The 17,419-nt window shown below is 50.2% G+C and carries 16 protein-coding genes; all 16 read left to right on the top strand.

The genetic code is table 11. From position 1 onward, the window contains the following. Window positions 1-11 precede the first annotated feature (11 nt). Window positions 12-1,034: an NAD-dependent epimerase gene (locus QC821_RS16195; RefSeq protein ID WP_309723733.1), complete on the top strand. Its 1,023-nt coding sequence runs from the start codon at window positions 12-14 to the stop codon at window positions 1,032-1,034. Between the two features lie 71 nt (window positions 1,035-1,105). Then, complete coding sequence (locus QC821_RS16200; RefSeq protein WP_309723834.1) at window positions 1,106-2,443, top strand: UDP-glucose dehydrogenase family protein; 1,338 nt, start codon at window positions 1,106-1,108, stop codon at window positions 2,441-2,443. 40 nt (window positions 2,444-2,483) lie between these two features. Next, complete coding sequence (gene rfbB, locus QC821_RS16205; RefSeq protein WP_309723735.1) at window positions 2,484-3,557, top strand: dTDP-glucose 4,6-dehydratase; 1,074 nt, start codon at window positions 2,484-2,486, stop codon at window positions 3,555-3,557. Window positions 3,558-3,572: 15 nt separating this feature from the next. Then, window positions 3,573-4,391, top strand: coding sequence for a hypothetical protein (locus QC821_RS16210; RefSeq protein ID WP_309723737.1), 819 nt, complete (start codon window positions 3,573-3,575; stop codon window positions 4,389-4,391). An 8-nt stretch (window positions 4,392-4,399) separates the two neighbouring features. Then, window positions 4,400-5,266, top strand: a complete 867-nt coding sequence (rfbA, locus tag QC821_RS16215; protein ID WP_309723739.1) for a glucose-1-phosphate thymidylyltransferase RfbA — start codon at window positions 4,400-4,402, stop codon at window positions 5,264-5,266. Then, window positions 5,263-6,342 (top strand): DegT/DnrJ/EryC1/StrS family aminotransferase, encoded by a 1,080-nt coding sequence (locus QC821_RS16220; protein ID WP_309723740.1) that lies wholly within the window; start codon window positions 5,263-5,265, stop codon window positions 6,340-6,342. Before rfbA ends, QC821_RS16220 begins: the two co-directional genes overlap by 4 nt. Further along, window positions 6,335-7,534, top strand: a complete 1,200-nt coding sequence (locus QC821_RS16225) for an ATP-grasp domain-containing protein (RefSeq protein ID WP_309723741.1) — start codon at window positions 6,335-6,337, stop codon at window positions 7,532-7,534. Before QC821_RS16220 ends, QC821_RS16225 begins: the two co-directional genes overlap by 8 nt. Further along, entirely contained in the window at window positions 7,527-8,699 is a 1,173-nt protein-coding gene (locus tag QC821_RS16230; RefSeq protein WP_309723743.1) for an ATP-grasp domain-containing protein, read from the top strand. Before QC821_RS16225 ends, QC821_RS16230 begins: the two co-directional genes overlap by 8 nt. Before the next feature lie 10 nt (window positions 8,700-8,709). Next, entirely contained in the window at window positions 8,710-9,228 is a 519-nt protein-coding gene (locus QC821_RS16235; RefSeq protein ID WP_309723745.1) for a GNAT family N-acetyltransferase, read from the top strand. Window positions 9,229-9,262: 34 nt separating this feature from the next. After that, a complete protein-coding gene (locus tag QC821_RS16240; protein WP_309723747.1) occupies window positions 9,263-10,723 on the top strand; it encodes a lipopolysaccharide biosynthesis protein in 1,461 nt (486 codons plus the stop codon). After that, window positions 10,716-11,738 (top strand): glycosyltransferase, encoded by a 1,023-nt coding sequence (locus QC821_RS16245; protein ID WP_309723749.1) that lies wholly within the window; start codon window positions 10,716-10,718, stop codon window positions 11,736-11,738. Before QC821_RS16240 ends, QC821_RS16245 begins: the two co-directional genes overlap by 8 nt. A 99-nt stretch (window positions 11,739-11,837) precedes the next feature. After that, window positions 11,838-12,752 carry a sulfate adenylyltransferase subunit CysD gene (gene cysD, locus QC821_RS16250; protein ID WP_309723751.1) on the top strand — a complete coding sequence of 305 codons (915 nt, stop codon included), beginning with the start codon at window positions 11,838-11,840 and terminating at the stop codon, window positions 12,750-12,752. Beyond that, entirely contained in the window at window positions 12,752-14,686 is a 1,935-nt protein-coding gene (gene cysN / locus QC821_RS16255; RefSeq protein ID WP_309723752.1) for a sulfate adenylyltransferase subunit CysN, read from the top strand. The genes cysD and cysN overlap by 1 nt, the downstream gene beginning before the upstream one ends. Continuing rightward, a complete protein-coding gene (locus QC821_RS16260; protein WP_309723753.1) occupies window positions 14,683-15,642 on the top strand; it encodes a glycosyltransferase family 2 protein in 960 nt (319 codons plus the stop codon). Before cysN ends, QC821_RS16260 begins: the two co-directional genes overlap by 4 nt. Next, window positions 15,639-16,784, top strand: coding sequence for a glycosyltransferase (locus QC821_RS16265; protein WP_309723755.1), 1,146 nt, complete (start codon window positions 15,639-15,641; stop codon window positions 16,782-16,784). The genes QC821_RS16260 and QC821_RS16265 overlap by 4 nt, the downstream gene beginning before the upstream one ends. Beyond that, the gene (locus tag QC821_RS16270) at window positions 16,774-17,418 is read left to right on the top strand and encodes a sulfotransferase family 2 domain-containing protein (protein ID WP_309723757.1); all 645 of its coding nucleotides are present in this window, start codon (window positions 16,774-16,776) and stop codon (window positions 17,416-17,418) included. The genes QC821_RS16265 and QC821_RS16270 overlap by 11 nt, the downstream gene beginning before the upstream one ends. Window position 17,419 lies beyond the last annotated feature (1 nt).

Genomic DNA, 17,419 nt, shown 5'->3' on the forward strand with positions numbered 1-17,419 from the left:
GTTGTGAATTCATGAAAATCTTAGTAACAGGTAATGCCGGTTTTATCGGTTTCCACACCGCCAAGCGCCTGCTTGAGCGGGGCGATAGTGTGGTCGGCTTCGATAGCGTCAATGACTATTACGACCCGGCCATCAAGGAAGCGCGGCTGGCGATACTCGAAGAAACCGCCAAGCGTACTGGCAGTGACTACCACTTCGTGCGCGATAACCTCGCCAACCAGCCGGCGGTGAACGCCTGCTTCAATGAGCACGGCATCGAGCGCGTCATCCATCTGGCGGCTCAGGCCGGCGTGCGCTACTCACTGGAGAACCCGCACAGCTACGTCGAGAGCAATGTCGTGGCGTTTACCAATATCCTGGAGGCCTGCCGCTACGCCAAGGTGCAGCACCTTACCTACGCCAGCACCAGCAGCGTCTACGGGGCCAACACCAAGATGCCGTTCTCCGAGCATGAAGGTGCCAACCACCCCCTGCAGTTCTACGCCGCGACCAAGAAGGCCAACGAGATGATGGCGCACAGCTACAGCCATCTCTTCGGCCTGCCGACTACCGGGCTGCGCTTCTTCACGGTGTATGGGCCCTGGGGCCGGCCAGACATGGCGCTGTTCAAGTTCACCAAGAATATCCTGGCCGATGAGCCGATCCCGGTGTTCAACCATGGCAACCACACCCGCGACTTTACCTACGTGGATGACATCGTCGAAGGCGTGATTCGAGCCAGTGACCAGGTTGCCACGGCGAACCCCGACTGGGACAGTGATGCCCCCGATCCCGCGACCAGCAATGCGCCGTATCGGCTGTTCAATATCGGCAACAACGATCCGGTGAAGCTGAGCGCCTACATCGAGGCGATCGAGGCGGCGCTCGACAAGCCGGCCAAGAAAGACCTGCTGCCACTGCAGCCCGGCGATGTGCCCGATACCTTCGCCGACAGCAGCGAGCTCGAAAAGGCCGTCGACTACAAGCCGGCCACCCCCGTCAAGCAGGGCGTGGCGAATTTCGTTGCCTGGTACCGCGACTACTACCAGGTGTGAGGCTTGGCACTCGCGATGCTCCCTGAGCGTGCGCGGTGGAGCCGCGTCATCTAGAACATGGAAGGAGTGGCATGAACGTCACGGTTTTTGGAACAGGTTATGTTGGGTTGGTGCAGGGCGCGATTCTCGCCGATGTAGGCCATCATGTGGTGTGCGTGGATGTGGATGCGTCGAAGGTCGAGCGGCTGACCCAGGGCCAGATCCCGATCTATGAGCCGGGGCTGGAACCGTTGGTGCGCGAGAACCATGCCGCGGGCCGGCTAGAGTTCACCACAGATGCCGAGGCGGGGGTCAAGCACGGCCAGGTGCAGTTCATCGCCGTTGGAACCCCGCCCGACGAAGATGGCTCTGCAGACCTCAAGTATGTGCTGGCGGTGGCGCAAACCATCGCCGAGCACATGCAGTGCGACCAGATCATCATCGACAAGTCGACGGTTCCCGTTGGCACCGCCGACAAGGTGAAAGCCAAGGTGTCAGAAGTGCTCGCCAAGCGAGGCCGGACTGACTTGGGATTTGATGTCGTCTCCAACCCGGAGTTTCTCAAAGAGGGCAGCGCCGTCGCCGACTGCCAGAAGCCCGACCGCATCATCATCGGCACCGAGGACGCATCCACCATCGAGGTGATGCGTGAGCTCTACGCGCCGTTCAACCGCAACCACGACAAGATCATCGTCATGGATGTGCGTAGCGCTGAGCTCACCAAGTATGCCGCCAACTGTATGCTTGCCACCAAGATCAGCTTCATGAACGAGATGGCTAACCTGGCCGAACGCCTGGGAGCGGACATCGAGATGGTGCGCCAGGGCATTGGCTCCGATCCGCGGATTGGCTACCACTTCATCTACCCCGGAGTTGGCTACGGCGGCTCATGCTTCCCCAAGGACGTGCAGGCACTCATCCGCACGGCCGGTGACATCGACTTCGATGCCAAGGTGCTCAAGGCCGTCGAGGCCCGCAACCAGGAGCAGAAAACCACGCTGTTTGCCAAGATCCATCGTCATTTCGATGGGCAGCTCGACGGCAAGACCTTTGCCGTGTGGGGGCTGGCCTTCAAGCCCAACACCGACGATATGCGTGAAGCGCCCAGCCGGGTGCTGATGGAAGCGCTATGGCAGGCTGGTGCCAAGGTGCAGGCATACGACCCTGAAGCCATGGAAGAGACCCAGCGTATCTACGGTACGCGTGACGACCTGACGCTGTGTGGCACGAAAGAAGCGGCCCTCAAGGGCGCCGATGCACTGGTGATCGTCACCGAATGGCAGAGCTTCCGCGCGCCGGATTTTGACCTTATCAAGTCTCAGCTCAGCCAGGCGACCCTGTTTGACGGGCGCAACATGTTCCAGCCGGCACGCATGCGCAACAAAGGCTTTACCTACTACTCTGTCGGCCGCCACATCACATCGGCGTAACCGTCAACGTAAGCAATTTCAGGATGACAGAAGGGCTGTTATGAAACTCTTGATTACCGGTGGCGCTGGCTTTATTGGCTCGGCGGTTATTCGGCATGTGATTAATGACACCGATGACCAGGTGGTGAACGTCGACAAGCTCACCTACGCGGGTAACCTCGAGTCGCTGCAGTCCGTTGCCGATAACCCCCGCTACGCCTTCGAGCAACTCGATGTGTGCGATCAGTCAGCCCTGGCTGACGTTTTCAAGCGCCACCAGCCCGATGCCGTCATGCACTTGGCGGCTGAAAGCCACGTAGATCGTTCCATCGATGGGCCGGCAGCCTTCATCGAGACCAACATCGTCGGCACCTACACGCTGCTGGAGGTCGTCAGGCACTACTGGCAGGGGCTGGATGAAGGGCGCCGAGCTGCGTTTCGCTTTCATCATATTTCCACCGACGAGGTGTACGGCGACCTGGAAGGCCCGCAAGGGCTATTTACCGAGCAGACACCCTATGCTCCCAGCTCACCCTATTCGGCGAGCAAGGCGAGCTCGGACCACCTGGTGCGCGCCTGGTCACGTACCTATGGCCTTCCTGCCATCGTCACCAACTGTTCGAATAACTACGGGCCCTATCACTTTCCTGAAAAGCTGATACCGCTGGTGATCCTCAATGCCCTGGAGGGCAAGGCGCTGCCCGTCTATGGCAAAGGCGAGCAGATTCGCGACTGGCTATACGTTGAAGACCACGCCCGCGCCCTCTACCGGGTGGTGACCCAGGGAGCGCCGGGGGAGACCTACAATATCGGTGGCCACAACGAGAAGCGTAATATCGATGTGGTGCACACCCTGTGCGCGCTGCTCGACGAGCTGGCACCCTCTGCTCATTCGCCCTACCACTCGTTGATCACGTATGTGCCGGATCGCCCCGGGCATGACCTGCGCTACGCTATCGACGCCAGCAAGATAGAGCGTGAGCTTGGCTGGACGCCTGCAGAGACCTTCGAGAGTGGAATTCGCAAGACGGTTGAGTGGTACCTGAAGAACCTGGAGTGGTGCCGTCGAGTACAGGATGGCAGCTACCAGCGTGAAAGGTTGGGTATTGCTTCCTCCGAGCTTAGCGCGAAGTGAGATAAGGAGGTACACATGCAACTTACTTCGCTACTGAACAAGTTGTTGCTCACGAATGGCGTTCAGCTAAGTAAAGTCCCAAAAGATTTAACAGCTGATAAACGTCAACGCCCTTCTGTAGGCCATGTTGTCGAGCTAATTGGGCCTTCGGGTGTCGGGAAAACTTATTTTTATAACTATCTCCGGCCTGTGTTAGAAGAGGGGTGGTTCTTTAGAAACGAAGTTAAAAAAATAAGTAACTATAAAGGTAGTAGTTTTTCTCTTCTTCAAGAACATGATGCGCTATTCATTGAGGCCCTATTGAAGAAAAAGCACGAGAATGTTTTTTCAGGTAAAGGGGCGCTACAGCGTAAAGTGTCACTCTATGACTTTTTTATTAGAGAAATCTCCGCAGATGTGTATTCTCGGCACACTAAGCTAGCGCGGGGACTTTTTTCTGATGAAGGCGTAACTCACAATTTTTCCAGGGAAATTCTCTGGTACCATGAACAGTTGAATGAAGGCGTGGAAAAAAACCAACATGATGCACTACAGCGTTTTTTCGACAACCGCTCAGTAATTCTTTATGACGCGCCCATAGCTCAGATTATCAAGAACTTGAAAAAAAGAAGCTCTCAGAAGCCTGGGGCTGCAAATGATTGGTTTCATTATGCCGGTGAACAAGAAGTAACCGAGTTCATTGAAAGATCGAAAGCTAGTAAAAGAAAAATACTTTCCGTATTACAGCAATATGGCGTTGCCGTCCTTGCGTTGGATGCCACCAAAGATATCGATGGTAATAAGGAAAAAGTTCTTGAATTTTGTTCCTCTGTTATATTTGGAAATAAGGAATAGGGCATATTATGAAAGGTATTATTCTTGCTGGTGGTAGCGGAACACGCCTTTACCCTATTACCATGGGGGTCTCCAAGCAGTTGCTGCCAATTTATGACAAGCCCATGATCTATTATCCGCTATCAGTGTTAATGCTGGCGGGTATTCGTGATGTGCTGGTAATCACTACGCCTGAAGAAAACGAGAGCTTCCGGCGTCTGTTAGGTGATGGCCATCAGTTTGGTATTAACATAGCCTATGCAGAGCAGCCGAGCCCCGATGGGTTGGCACAGGCATTTATCATTGGCGAAAAGTTTATTGGCGAAGATAATGTCTGTTTGGTGCTGGGGGATAATATTTTCTATGGTCAAGGCTTCAGCCCTAAGCTAAAAAATGCCGCAGCCCGGGAGTCGGGAGCAACGGTATTTGGCTACCAGGTAAAAGACCCAGAGCGCTTTGGTGTAGTTCAGTTTGATAAGCAGAAACGTGCGCTCTCAATTGAAGAGAAACCTGACAAGCCCAAGTCAAACTACGCGGTGACAGGTCTCTACTTCTATGATAATGATGTCATCGAGATTGCCAAGCAGGTGAAGCCCTCGCATCGTGGCGAGCTTGAGATTACCAGCGTGAACCAAGCGTATCTTGAGCGAGGCGACTTAAGCGTCCAGCAGCTGGGGCGTGGCTTTGCATGGCTCGATACTGGCACGCATGAGAGCCTTCTTGAGGCTGCTCAGTTCGTAGAAACCATCGAGAAGCGCCAAGGTTACAAGATCGCATGTCTGGAAGAAATTGCCTGGCGTAATGGTTGGCTGAGCACCGAGGCGGTTATCGAAGCCGGAGAACGGCTATCTAAGAACGGCTATGGCCAGTATTTACTGGATGTTGTTGAAGTATGATTCCCGTAACCAAACCCTACCTACCCAGCCGAGAAGCCCTCGACCGATACTTAGATGGTATCTATGAGCGTGGGTGGTTGACCAATAATGGCCCGTTGGTGCAGGAGCTGACTGCCCGACTCGAAACTTACCTTGGTGTAGACAATCTGCTATTGGTCAGCAACGGTACTTTGGCCCTACAGGTAGCCTATCGGGCGCTGGGCATTACCGGCCGGTTAGAGCCCACTGAGGCGATCACCACACCGTTTACATTCGTTGCCACTGCTAGTTCGCTGAAGTGGGATGGCGTGTCGCCAGTTTTCGTGGATATTGACCCCTACACCTGGTGTCTCGACCCAGCGCAGATCGTAGCTGCCATCACACCTCGTACCCGTGCCGTAGTGCCGGTACATGTATTCGGTAACGCCTGTGAGGTTGAAGCAATCGACTCCGTGGCTCAATTGCATGGGATAAAAGTGGTCTACGATGCCTCCCACGCCTTTGGGGTGACCTATAAAGGCGAAAGCCTGCTCAAGCATGGCGACGCTGCCACGCTTAGTTTCCACGCCACCAAGCTTTTTCACACCGTGGAGGGAGGCGCCATCGTTTTCAAGTGCAAGGAAGACCTGGAGCGCGCCCGGCAGATGATCAACTTTGGTATCACTGGTCCTGAAAGCATCGATGAGATCGGCATCAATGCCAAGATGAACGAGTTCCAAGCTGCCATGGGGCTGTGTGTGCTCGACGAAATTGAGCGGAATCTCGCGGCTCGCAAAGCAGTATGGGATCAGTACATGACTGCGTTGGGCAACAAGATGGTGTTTCAGAAGCGCACGTTGGGGGCAACAAATAACTATGCCTACTTTCCTGTGCTGCTAGAAAGTGAGACGCATGTAAAAAAAGTCATCGCCCGGCTAAATGAGCAGGGTGTACTACCGCGTCGCTACTTTTCTCCGTCGCTTGATTGTACAAGCCTATATGGTCCAGCAAATAGCCCTGTATCACAGGACATTGCAACTCGCATTCTATGTCTTCCGATTTATTCTGAGGCTCCTGCTGACCATGTGGCCAATGCTTTGGAGATAGAGTATGAGTGAGCAAAAAAGGCTGCTGGTACTGGGTGGGTCTCCGTTTCAAGTACCACTGATCGAAAAAGCCAAGGAACTTGGCCTGTATGTGATCACATGTGACTATCTGCCGGACAATCCTGGTCATGCATTGTCAGATGAATATTACGATGCTAGTACCACTGATAAGGAGGCGGTACTCGAAGTTGCTAAACGTTGTCGAGCCGATGCTATTACCAGCTTTTGTTCAGATCCCGCGGTACCTACCGTTGCTTATGTGGCAGAGGTGTTAGGTTTGCCTGGTCCAAGCTTGCTTTCTGTCGAGTTGTTGACGGAGAAAGATAAGTTTCGTGATTTGATGAGAAGGGTAGGTCTTAACGTACCTATTTGCTACACAGTTAAAGCGGGCGAGTTGCCCAGCAGCATCGAGTCGACACAGAACTATATAGTTAAGCCGGTCGATTCCTCTGGAAGCAAAGGTATCACTAAGAGTTCTGGAGAGACAGCTCCTCTTAAGCAAGCAGTTGACTATGCACTGCAATTTTCTCGCGCTGGACGCTGTATTATCGAGGAATTTATTGACGGCAAGCAAGTGCATGGTGATGCCTTCGTTAAAGATGGAAAGCTGATTTACTACTATCTGGGTGATCATTATTTTTTTACTGGCACCAATAGTTTTATACCAATTTCTACGCGCTGGCCTGCGAATATTTCTGAAAAGGCAATGCATTCAGTAGTAGAACAAACCGAAAAGCTAGTTCAGGCAGCCGGTTATCTCCAGGGCCCTGTCAACATTGAGGCGCGGATAGGTAACGACGATAAAGCCTATATTATAGAAATTGGACCCCGAAATGGTGGTAACTTTGTGCCAATTATACAGCAGCGGCTTAGCGGTTTTGATTTCACAAAGTCTGTCATAGATCTTGCGCTAGGCAAGCAAGAAATTCCCACAAGCTTCACGGTTTTTGCCGCAGGAGCACATTATATTCTGCACGCAGAAAAAGAGGGTAAGTTCTCTGGGGTAATAGTCGGTGACTTGCTGGAGAAGTGTTTATTCTTTAAGAAACTTTTCAAGGATAAAGGTGACGAAGTAAAGGCTTACACGGGATCTAATCAAACAATAGGAGTCCTTTTGTTTGATTTCGGAGGTTCAGAGTTTAGTGACATGGCGACCTGTGAGATATTTGACTTGATTAACGTTACGGCGGACTACTATGGATAAGGTTGTTTTTTTAGTCGCCGGAGAGCAGCAGACTGAGGGGATAAAGTATGCATTGTCAAAGGGCTTGGAAGTTCATACTTTTGATAACAACCCTAACCACCCGGGGCACAAATTAGCCAGTTTTTCGCATAATATTGACGTTTATGATGAAGACAAAATTTTAGAAATTTCAAAAGCGATTAACCCTAGTGCAGTTGTGAACTTTGTTTCCTCTCATGGTATTCTTACGGGCATTAGATTGCGAGAAGAACTAGGACTGAAAGGGCTTAATAGGACTGCATATTATACAGTGTCAAGTAAGAAAGTATTCCGGGATTTTCTTGTTAAGCACGAAATGCCATCGCCTAAAGTATATGCTTCTGAAGAGGCCGTTTCGGCATTAGACGGACATGAACTTATAGCAAAGCCGATAAACGGCGGTGGAAGTAGGGGGGTTGTACACATAAGCAGTAGAACAGCAATGCTGTCTTTTTTCAAAAGTACCCCAGGAAAAGAAAATTATATAATCGAAGAATATATTAACTACAGTCATAGATTGAATGGTGATTGTTTAGTAGTTGATAACGAAATTTATTTCATGATAGTGGGGGATTACTATTATGATTCTTTCAATAGCCTCGTTTCTTATGCCACAGCATTTCCATCAACTTATGATTATCATACTGTTGAGCGCTTTCTATCCTCTTTAGTTAAAAAAATAAACTACGGCACGGGACCTATGAACTTTGAGTTCATAGTAAGAGACGATAAGCTGTATTGTATTGAGATCAACCCTAGGCATAGTGGAAACTTTATACATGAAGTTATGTCTGAAATATACGGTTTTAGATCGGCAAAAATGAATGTTGATATTTCGCTAAATAGAATAAAGCATGCAGAGCTACATGAAAGAAACCAGTTTGGTTTAAAAAACAATACGAAGTTTTATGCTACAGCTATATTGTTCAGCGAGGTAGATGGAATTTATGAAGGTATAACAGTAGATAGTAGTCTTGATCCTTTAATTTTGCGCTTAATCAAATTTAAAGATAAAGGCGATAAGGTCAGCCGTTTTGAAACATTATACGATCGAGTTGCTTTAGCGGTTATGCAATTTGATAGCAAATTGCAAATGGATAGAGTTCTGAGTTCTTTTAGAGAATTTTACGAAATTGAATTAAGATAAGTGGTGATATATGAAAATATTACCCGTGGAATTATACGGCCTGTCGTTACGCCTTATTGATATTTCTGATGCCAAAGATATAGCATCTCTTAGATCTAGTCCTGAGCTGACGAAGTATATGATAACTTTGGAGGAGGATGTTGAAAAGCAAAAAGAATGGATAAGGGCTTATAAAGAAAGAGAGTCTTTAGAGGTCGATTATTACTTCGCCTATGAAAATGAAAATGGTTTGATTGGATATAATAGGATTTCAAAAATAAACTGGCAAGACATGACCGGATTTGCTGCTAGCTGGATAAAAAAGCCAGCTGTAAAAGGCTTCGCTAAGGAAATGTTTTTAGCTAGATGTGATGTTGCTTTTCATATGCTTGGTTTGAAAGTGTTGTTCACTGAGATTCATGAAAAAAATCAACGTGCAATAAAATACTGGGTTGCGTATGGTGCGGAAGCTATTTTACATAGAAATGAATTTATAACTTTCAAGTTGCCTTCTGATATTTATGAAACATATAAGTATGGCCAGTCATAATTTAACTGTAATTTTCATCATGCGGGAATCTTAAATGCTGAAAAATCGTACAATGGCTGGAGTCTTATGGAATTTCTTGGAGCAGCTCAGTAAGAGAGGGATCAGTATTGCTGTTACCTTACTTCTTGCTCGGCTTCTACTTCCGGAAGATTTTGGCCTCTTGGCGATGATGTCGGTATTTGTTACCATTGCCTCAGTCCTAATGGATTCTGGACTAAAACAGGCGGTAATCAGGAAAAAAAATGCTCAGCAAGCTGATTACAACACTGCATTTTATGCCAATATATTAGTTGGCATACTGTCTTACTCTATTTTGTATATCTCGGCCCCATGGATATCCAGTTTCTATGATGAGCCTCGGCTTGTGTTGCTCATCCGAGTAGCTGGTTTGTTAGTTATAATAAATTCTTTTCAGATTGTTCAGAGTGCAATACTCAGCCGAAAGTTGAACTTTAAAGCGCAGCTTCAAGCATCAGTGCCAGCAAGCATATTATCAGGCAGCTTCGCTGTTTTTCTCGCCTACAATGGAGCTGGAGTCTGGGCGCTTGTGGCTCAGATGATGCTAAGTGGCTTGCTGCTAACAATATTCCTTTGGCGCTTGCAGTCGTGGAGGCCATCGCTGACCTTTAGTTGGTCTTCATTTAAAGAAATGTACTCGTTTGGCTATAAGCTTTTTCTGGCTAGTCTTTTAAGCCACTTCACTAAAAATATATACGTACTCACTATTGGTAGCGTTTTTGGAACTGCGGTTGCTGGCTTGTATTATTTTGCTTACCGTCTAAAAGAGCTGGTGGTGAGTCAGTTAGTCAGTGCTGTTCAAAAAGTAACATTTCCTGCTCTCGCTACTATGCAGGATGACAATGTAAGGTTAAAGAAAAGCTATAGGAAAGTTCTTCGAGCGACCACTTTTGTTTTATTCCCTTGTATTTTGCTAACTGCATCGTTGGCTGAACCTCTATTTGAGTTTGCTCTTCCTGAGCGCTGGCTAGATGCCTCTATCTATTTGCAAATTATGTTTCTTGCGAGCATGCTTTATCCTTTGCATGCCATTAACTTAAATATACTCAAGGTGAAGGGACGTACTGATATTTATCTTGGTATCTCAGTATTCAGGAAATTTTTCACATTCTTTGTGCTTTTTATAAGCTATCGATATGGCGTGGTGGGTATACTGGTAGGGCAGATCTTTCTCTCAATCTTTGCATATATTCCCAATAGTTACTATTCACATAAGCTAATTGGCTATAGTGTTAGAGAGCAACTCGCGGATTGTGCTAGTTCATTTATATTGTCGGCAGTGATTTTCTCCGGAATTTATTTTTCCGTACAGCACTTGGTTTGGTCTCCTCTCGTTAAACTTCTCTTTTTCGCGCCTTTAGGGGTGATGCTGTATATTGGCCTTGCCAAAATTTTTAAGGTGAAGGCTTACAAGCAAATTGAAGAATTGGTTCGTTCGCGCCTAAAAATTCGTGGGATAGGAAGAAAATATGTCTAAGCTACGGGACGAAGATGAAATTCTTAGTCATTGGCAAGGTTGTCCTGACGATCCTCACATAAGTATTTGCTGCATGGCTTTCAATCATGAGCCATTTATTCGGGACGCTCTCGACGGATTTTTATCTCAGCTAACCAATGTGCCATTTGAGATATTGATTCATGATGATGCTTCTAGCGATGGCACTGATGATATTATTCGCGAATACCAACATCGCTATCCCAGTATAATAAAACCAATTTTCCAAGAGGTTAATCAGTATTCTCAGGGTAATCGTCCAGCGAGATTAAATAACAAGCGAGCCAAAGGGAAGTATATAGCTATTTGTGAAGGAGACGATTTTTGGATAGATGAAAATAAGCTGCAGCAGCAGTTTGATGTGCTCGAAAAGCATGATGGTATAGACATGTGTGTTCACAGTGGCTATCAAATCAATATGCTCGATGGTAAAAAAAGTGAGATTGGAAAATACCTTGATCAAAGTGGTTTGATGCCGGTAGGCGATATTGTTTTAAAGAGGCATGGTCAAATACCGACCGCTTCGACATTTGTCAGGAAACATATTACTGATGAAATAGCCAATTTCCGTGATACTCATCCCTATTTAACTGCTGGCGATATATACCTTCATTTTTTTGGTGCTAAACGAGGCGGGGCTTTCTATATTAATAAGCCGATGTCCGTGTATCGTGCATTCGTGCCTGGGTCATGGACGCAAAAAAATCGTAATGATTATACAAAGCGTCTTGACAACATTAGTGCCAGGGTGAACTCCTATGTTGAACTGGACAAGCTTACCGACCATAAGCATCACGCGGTCTTTTCTGAAGTCAACCGGACATGGGTGTTAAGAGTCTTAAAAGACTATCGGGTACCTTATAAGCCGAAGCTCGACTTTTACCGCCAGCACTCTCATTGCTTGTCATTTAAAGATAAGTTGGCATTTCTGCCAATTGTCTCAGTTCCTGGTGCCTTTGCTCTATCCAAAGCTGTTAGAAAGAAGGTGCCTTCATAACTGAATCGTTAAGGCGCTTAGACAGCATCATCATTACGTTATTTTTGATGGCCTTTACCGCGGTTAGCACCGCTCCAATACTTCTATTCGGCTTTATCTATGGAAATTACCCCTGAACGTCAAACCCACCTCAAGCAGCTCGAGGCGGAATCGATCCACATCATCCGTGAGGTGGCCGCCGAGTTCCGTCATCCGGTGATGATGTACTCCATCGGCAAGGACTCCTCGGTGATGCTGCACCTGGCGCGCAAGGCCTTCTACCCGGGCACGCCGCCGTTTCCCTTGATGCATATCGACACCACCTGGAAGTTCAAGGAGATGATCGCCTTCCGCAACCGCATGGCGGCGGAGGCGGGCATGGAGCTGATCGTGCATACCAACGAGGAGGGGCGCGCGGCCAACATCAACCCCTTCGACCACGGCAGCGCCAAGTACACCGACGTGATGAAGACCCAGGCGCTCAAGCAGGCGCTCACCGAGCATGGCTTCGATGCCGCCTTCGGCGGCGCGCGCCGCGACGAGGAAGCCAGCCGCGCCAAGGAGCGGGTCTACTCGTTTCGCGACAAGTACCACCGCTGGGACCCCAAGAACCAGCGCCCCGAGCTGTGGAGCATCTACAACGCCAAGGTCAACAAGGGCGAATCGATCCGCGTCTTCCCGCTCTCCAACTGGACCGAGCTGGACATCTGGCAGTACATCTACCTCGAGCAGATCCCCATCGTGCCGCTCTACTACGCCGCGCCGCGGCCGATCGTCGAGCGCGACGGCATGCAGATCATGGTCGACGACGAGCGCCTGCCGCTGGCGCCCGGTGAAGTGCCCGAGGAGAAGTGGGTGCGCTTCCGCACCCTGGGCTGCTACCCGCTCACCGGCGCGGTGGAGTCGCATGCCGCGACCCTGCCCGAAATCATCCAGGAGATGCTGCTGACCAAGACCAGCGAACGCAGCGGCCGGGCCATCGACCACGACCAGGCCGGCTCCATGGAGAAGAAGAAGCGCGAGGGATACTTCTAATGTCACACCAGTCCGCACTCATCGCCGACGACATCGAGTCCTACCTCAAGGAACACGAGAACAAGGACCTGCTGCGCTTCATCACCTGCGGCAGCGTCGACGACGGCAAGTCGACCCTGATCGGGCGCCTGCTGCACGACTCCAAGATGATCTACGAGGACCAGCTGGCGGCAATCACCCAGGCCTCGAAGACCAGCGGCACCACCGGCGACGCCGTCGACCTGGCGCTGCTGGTCGACGGCCTGCAGTCGGAGCGCGAGCAGGGCATCACCATCGATGTGGCCTATCGCTTCTTCTCCACCGACAAGCGCAAGTTCATCATCGCCGACACCCCGGGCCACGAGCAGTACACCCGCAACATGGCCACCGGCGCCTCCACGGCGAGCCTGGCGGTGATTCTGATCGACGCCCGCTACGGCGTGCAGACCCAGACCCGCCGGCACAGCTTCATCGCCGACCTGCTGGGCATCCAGCACCTGGTGATCGCCATCAACAAGATGGACCTGGTCGAGTTCTCCGAAGCGCGCTACGACGAGATCGTCGCGCAGTACCAGGAGGTCGCCGCCAAGCTGCACGCCCCGGACATCCGCTTCATCCCGCTCTCGGCGCTGAACGGCGACAACGTCGTCGACGCCAGCCAGCACACCCCCTGGTACCGCGACGCCAGCGGCGCCCCCGGCGCCACGCTGCTGCAGCTGCTCGAAAGCGTCGAGATCACCCACGACCAGAATCTCAGCGACCTGCGCTTCCCGGTGCAGTACGTCAACCGCCCCAACCTCGACTTCCGCGGCTACTGCGGCACCCTGGCCGCCGGCATCCTGCGCCCCGGGCAAGCGGTCAAGGCACTGCCCTCGGGCAAGACCAGCAGCGTCGAGCGCATCGTCACCTACGACGGCGATCTTGACGTCGCCTATCCCGGCCAGGCCATCACCCTCACGCTCAAGGATGAGATCGACATCTCCCGCGGCGACTGGCTGGTGGGCGGCGATGCCGAAGTCCCGCTGGTGGTCGGCTTCGAGGCCGACATCGTCTGGATGCACGACACCGCGCTTGAGCCCGGCAAGCTCTACGACCTCAAGCTTGCCACCCGCGACCTGGCCGGCAAGGTCACCGCCATTGACTACCAGATCGACGTCAACACCCTCGAGCACCGCCACGCCGAGCACCTCGACCTCAACAGCATCGCCCGCTGCAGCGTCGAGCTCACCGCCCCCGTGCCGGTGGACGACTACCGCAAGAGCCCCGGCACCGGCAGCTTCATCGTCATCGACCGACTGACCAACGTCACCGTCGGCGCCGGCATGATCCACCAACCCACCGACAGCGAAACGCCCTACGAGTACCGCGCCCACGACAGCAAGGCCAACGTTGTCTGGAACCGCACCAGCGTCACCCAGGCCATGCGCGAGCAGCTCAACGGCCACGCCGGCAAGTGCATCTGGTTCACCGGGCTCTCCGGCTCCGGCAAGTCCACCCTCGCCAACGCCCTGGAGATCGAACTCAACCGCCGCGGCTACCACACCATGCTGCTGGACGGCGACAACGTCCGCCACGGCCTGTGCAAGGACCTCGGCATGGGCGAAGAGGACCGCGGCGAAAACATTCGCCGGGTGGGCGAGGTCGCGCGGCTATTCGCCGAAGCCGGCATCATCGTCATCACCGCCTTTATCTCGCCGTTCCGCAAAGACCGCGACGCGGTGCGCGCCCTGTTCGACCAGGACGCCTTCATCGAAGTGCACGTCGACACCCCGCTGGACGTCTGCGAGCAGCGCGACCCCAAGGGCCTGTACCAGAAGGCGCGGGAAGGTAAGATCAAGGACTTTACCGGGATTGATAGTCCGTATGAGCCGCCGGTACACGGTGAAATAGTACTCAAAACAATGTCCGACAATGAACAAGCATTAATTTCTAAAGTCGTTAAGCACGTGTTGTGAGCGTCGCGATCACCTTAGCTAGTGGAAATCATGCTATGTTTTCAGTGATAATTCCCGTACATAATAAGAAAGAGCATGTCGTTGCTGCGATTGAGTCTGTACTCGCACAAACCTACGATGGCTATGAACTGATTTTGATTGATGATTGCTCTACCGACGGTAGTGCCGAGCTGCTGCGTCCTTATGAATCGGATAGGGTAAGAATATTTAAGCGCGACACACCAGGTCCTGGGGGGTACGCAGCGAGAAATTTGGGTGTAGAAAAATCAAATAATAAGTGGGTAACTTTCCTCGATGCGGATGATGTTTGGTACTCTAATCATCTGCAAGCAGCTCATGATCTCATTGAAAAATATGAAGAAGTGGATTTTTTTAGTTTCTCGAGAGATAAGATATTCCGGGGTGAGAAAAGTGGTTTCTTCCATCCCCGGGAAGAGCAAATAGACCGTGATACAGCATTGGCAAGATTTTCCCGTAGAGATATATTTCACACCAATGCGGTTGCCATTAAAAGAGAGCTCTTCATAGAAGCGGGAGGGTTTCCAGCAGGCCAATGTAAGCGAGGCGGAGATAGTGACCTTTGGCTAAGGCTTTTACTGAAATGTGGCTCCATCGTTGTATCACCGGTGGTGACGTCATGCTATGCACTGGATAATAGTGGGGTTATATACGGCAAGTCAAAGGTGGAAAGGCAGCATCCGGTCCAGAAGACTGTCATTGATTTCATAAAAAACAATCCCGACAGCAAAGTCAAGAGCCGGCTTAAAAAGCTCTCTAATAGAAAGAATATTTCCTGGCTAGCTGCACGAAAGCGAAGTGGCGATTTTTCTCTTTCCGAATTGAGTGTTATCTATTATTCATGTCTAGACTTGGCCGGGGTTAAGCAATTGTTGAAGCTTATCGTGCCGCTTCCTGTCACGAAGTTCACGGCCAGCATCAGGAAGACGCCAACATGAAGATAATGTTTGTGTGCTCCTCGTTTGGCGGTGGCGGTGCCGAGAAAGTAGCGGTTAAATTATCGAGTGCTCTTGCAGATTTAGGTCACGATATTGTTTATCTATATTGGCGGTCTAAAAAAGGGCAGGAGTACGAGGTAGATGACGCTGTTTCGTTAAAAAAGATTTCAGCTAGTAATCCAGTGTCACGCGCGTGGGCTGTTAGCAGGGCGATTAAAGCAGAGCGTCCGGATGCTGTGCTCTCCTTTACTGATATACCTAATATAATCACATATTTTGGATGCCTGCTGTCACGGCCTTATAAGTGCCTACGTGTGCCTAATGTAAGAATCGACGTGTCGGAGAAATACCGTAATTTAAAAATGACACCGTTGATCAGAGTGCTTTCTTTTCTGCATGGTTTATCATGCAAGAGCGCGCCGATGGTGCTTGTGAATTCGGAGGACTCAGGTGCGTCGCTTTGCAAGTACTATCAGATCAATGAAAAGAAAGTGCACTGTATTTACAATCCCGTGTTCGATAAGCTTCCTGTTTCCCCCACTGGGTTGGAATATTCAAACAGTGCAGGCAAACAGCGCATCAAGGCGGTCAACATAGGAAGGCTGACAAAAGCTAAAGACCAACGGATGCTGGTGCTGACAATCGATCATGCTGTTCGTGAGCTGGGTATCGATATAGAGCTGGATATATATGGCGAAGGTGATCTTGAGAATGAGCTTAAGAGCGAAATAGCGAGTCGGGACCTGACAGGTCGTGTCTTTTTGAAAGCTTTTGATCCAGATATAGAAAAGAAAATAAAAAATTATCATCTATTCCTTTTTTCGTCACGCTGGGAGGGGTTACCTAATGCGCTGATTGAGGCCTTGGGTAGCGGTGTGGAAGTGGTTTCGACAGACTGTCCCAGCGGCCCGAGGGAGATACTCGGCGATGGTAAGTTTGGCAACCTCGTAGACATCGGCAACTATCAACAAATGGCTGAGGCGATCGCGCGTATTTTTCCGGAAGGCAGTTATATTGCATCCAATGACACAAGTGCCAGAAAAATGAGTGATGATCTTAGCAAACACCTTGAGAAATTCACTATACCATTTGTGACAGCGCAGTATGCCCAGCTGGTTTCAAGGAAGATAAATGAACAGTAAAGACATCAAGCACAAGATAAACCTGTATAGACGCTACTCGTACTGGAAAAAGAATGGTTGTATTTACATACACATTCCCAAAGCTGCCGGTACTAGCTTGAACAAGGCTATATATGGACGAACGTTAGGCCACTATACCGCTAGTGAGATCCAATCGCACTTTCCCAAGCTATTTGGTAAATCGTTTGTTTTTTCGTTTGTCAGAAATCCATGGGATCGTGTTCTATCGGCTTACCGTTTTGCAAAAGTAGGCAAAACTAATAGCATGGGGATGTATCGCCCAGAGCAGTATAAGATTCCCGAGTTTGACAGCTTCGAGCGTTTTCTTTTTGAGTGGCTGGCTAAGCAGGAACTGCCCAAGGTGGATTTTGTTTTTCAGCCGCAGAGCAAATTCATCGTTGATATGCATGGCCGGCTTTTGACCGATTATGTAGGCAAGGTTGAGTATCTTGACGCGGACATAAAGCATGTCGAAGGTAAGCTTGATAAAAAAATCAATGTCGGCCGCGAGAATACCACATCAGATCGTGCCGATTATCGTGATGACTATGTCAACAATGATATGATCGAGCTGGTCAGGTCTCTTTATCAGGACGATGCAGATCGGTTCGAATATGACTTCGACAAGAGTTGAT

It is taken from the genome of Franzmannia qiaohouensis, assembly GCF_031451695.1.
Taxonomy (GTDB): Bacteria; Pseudomonadota; Gammaproteobacteria; order Pseudomonadales; family Halomonadaceae; genus Franzmannia; species Franzmannia qiaohouensis.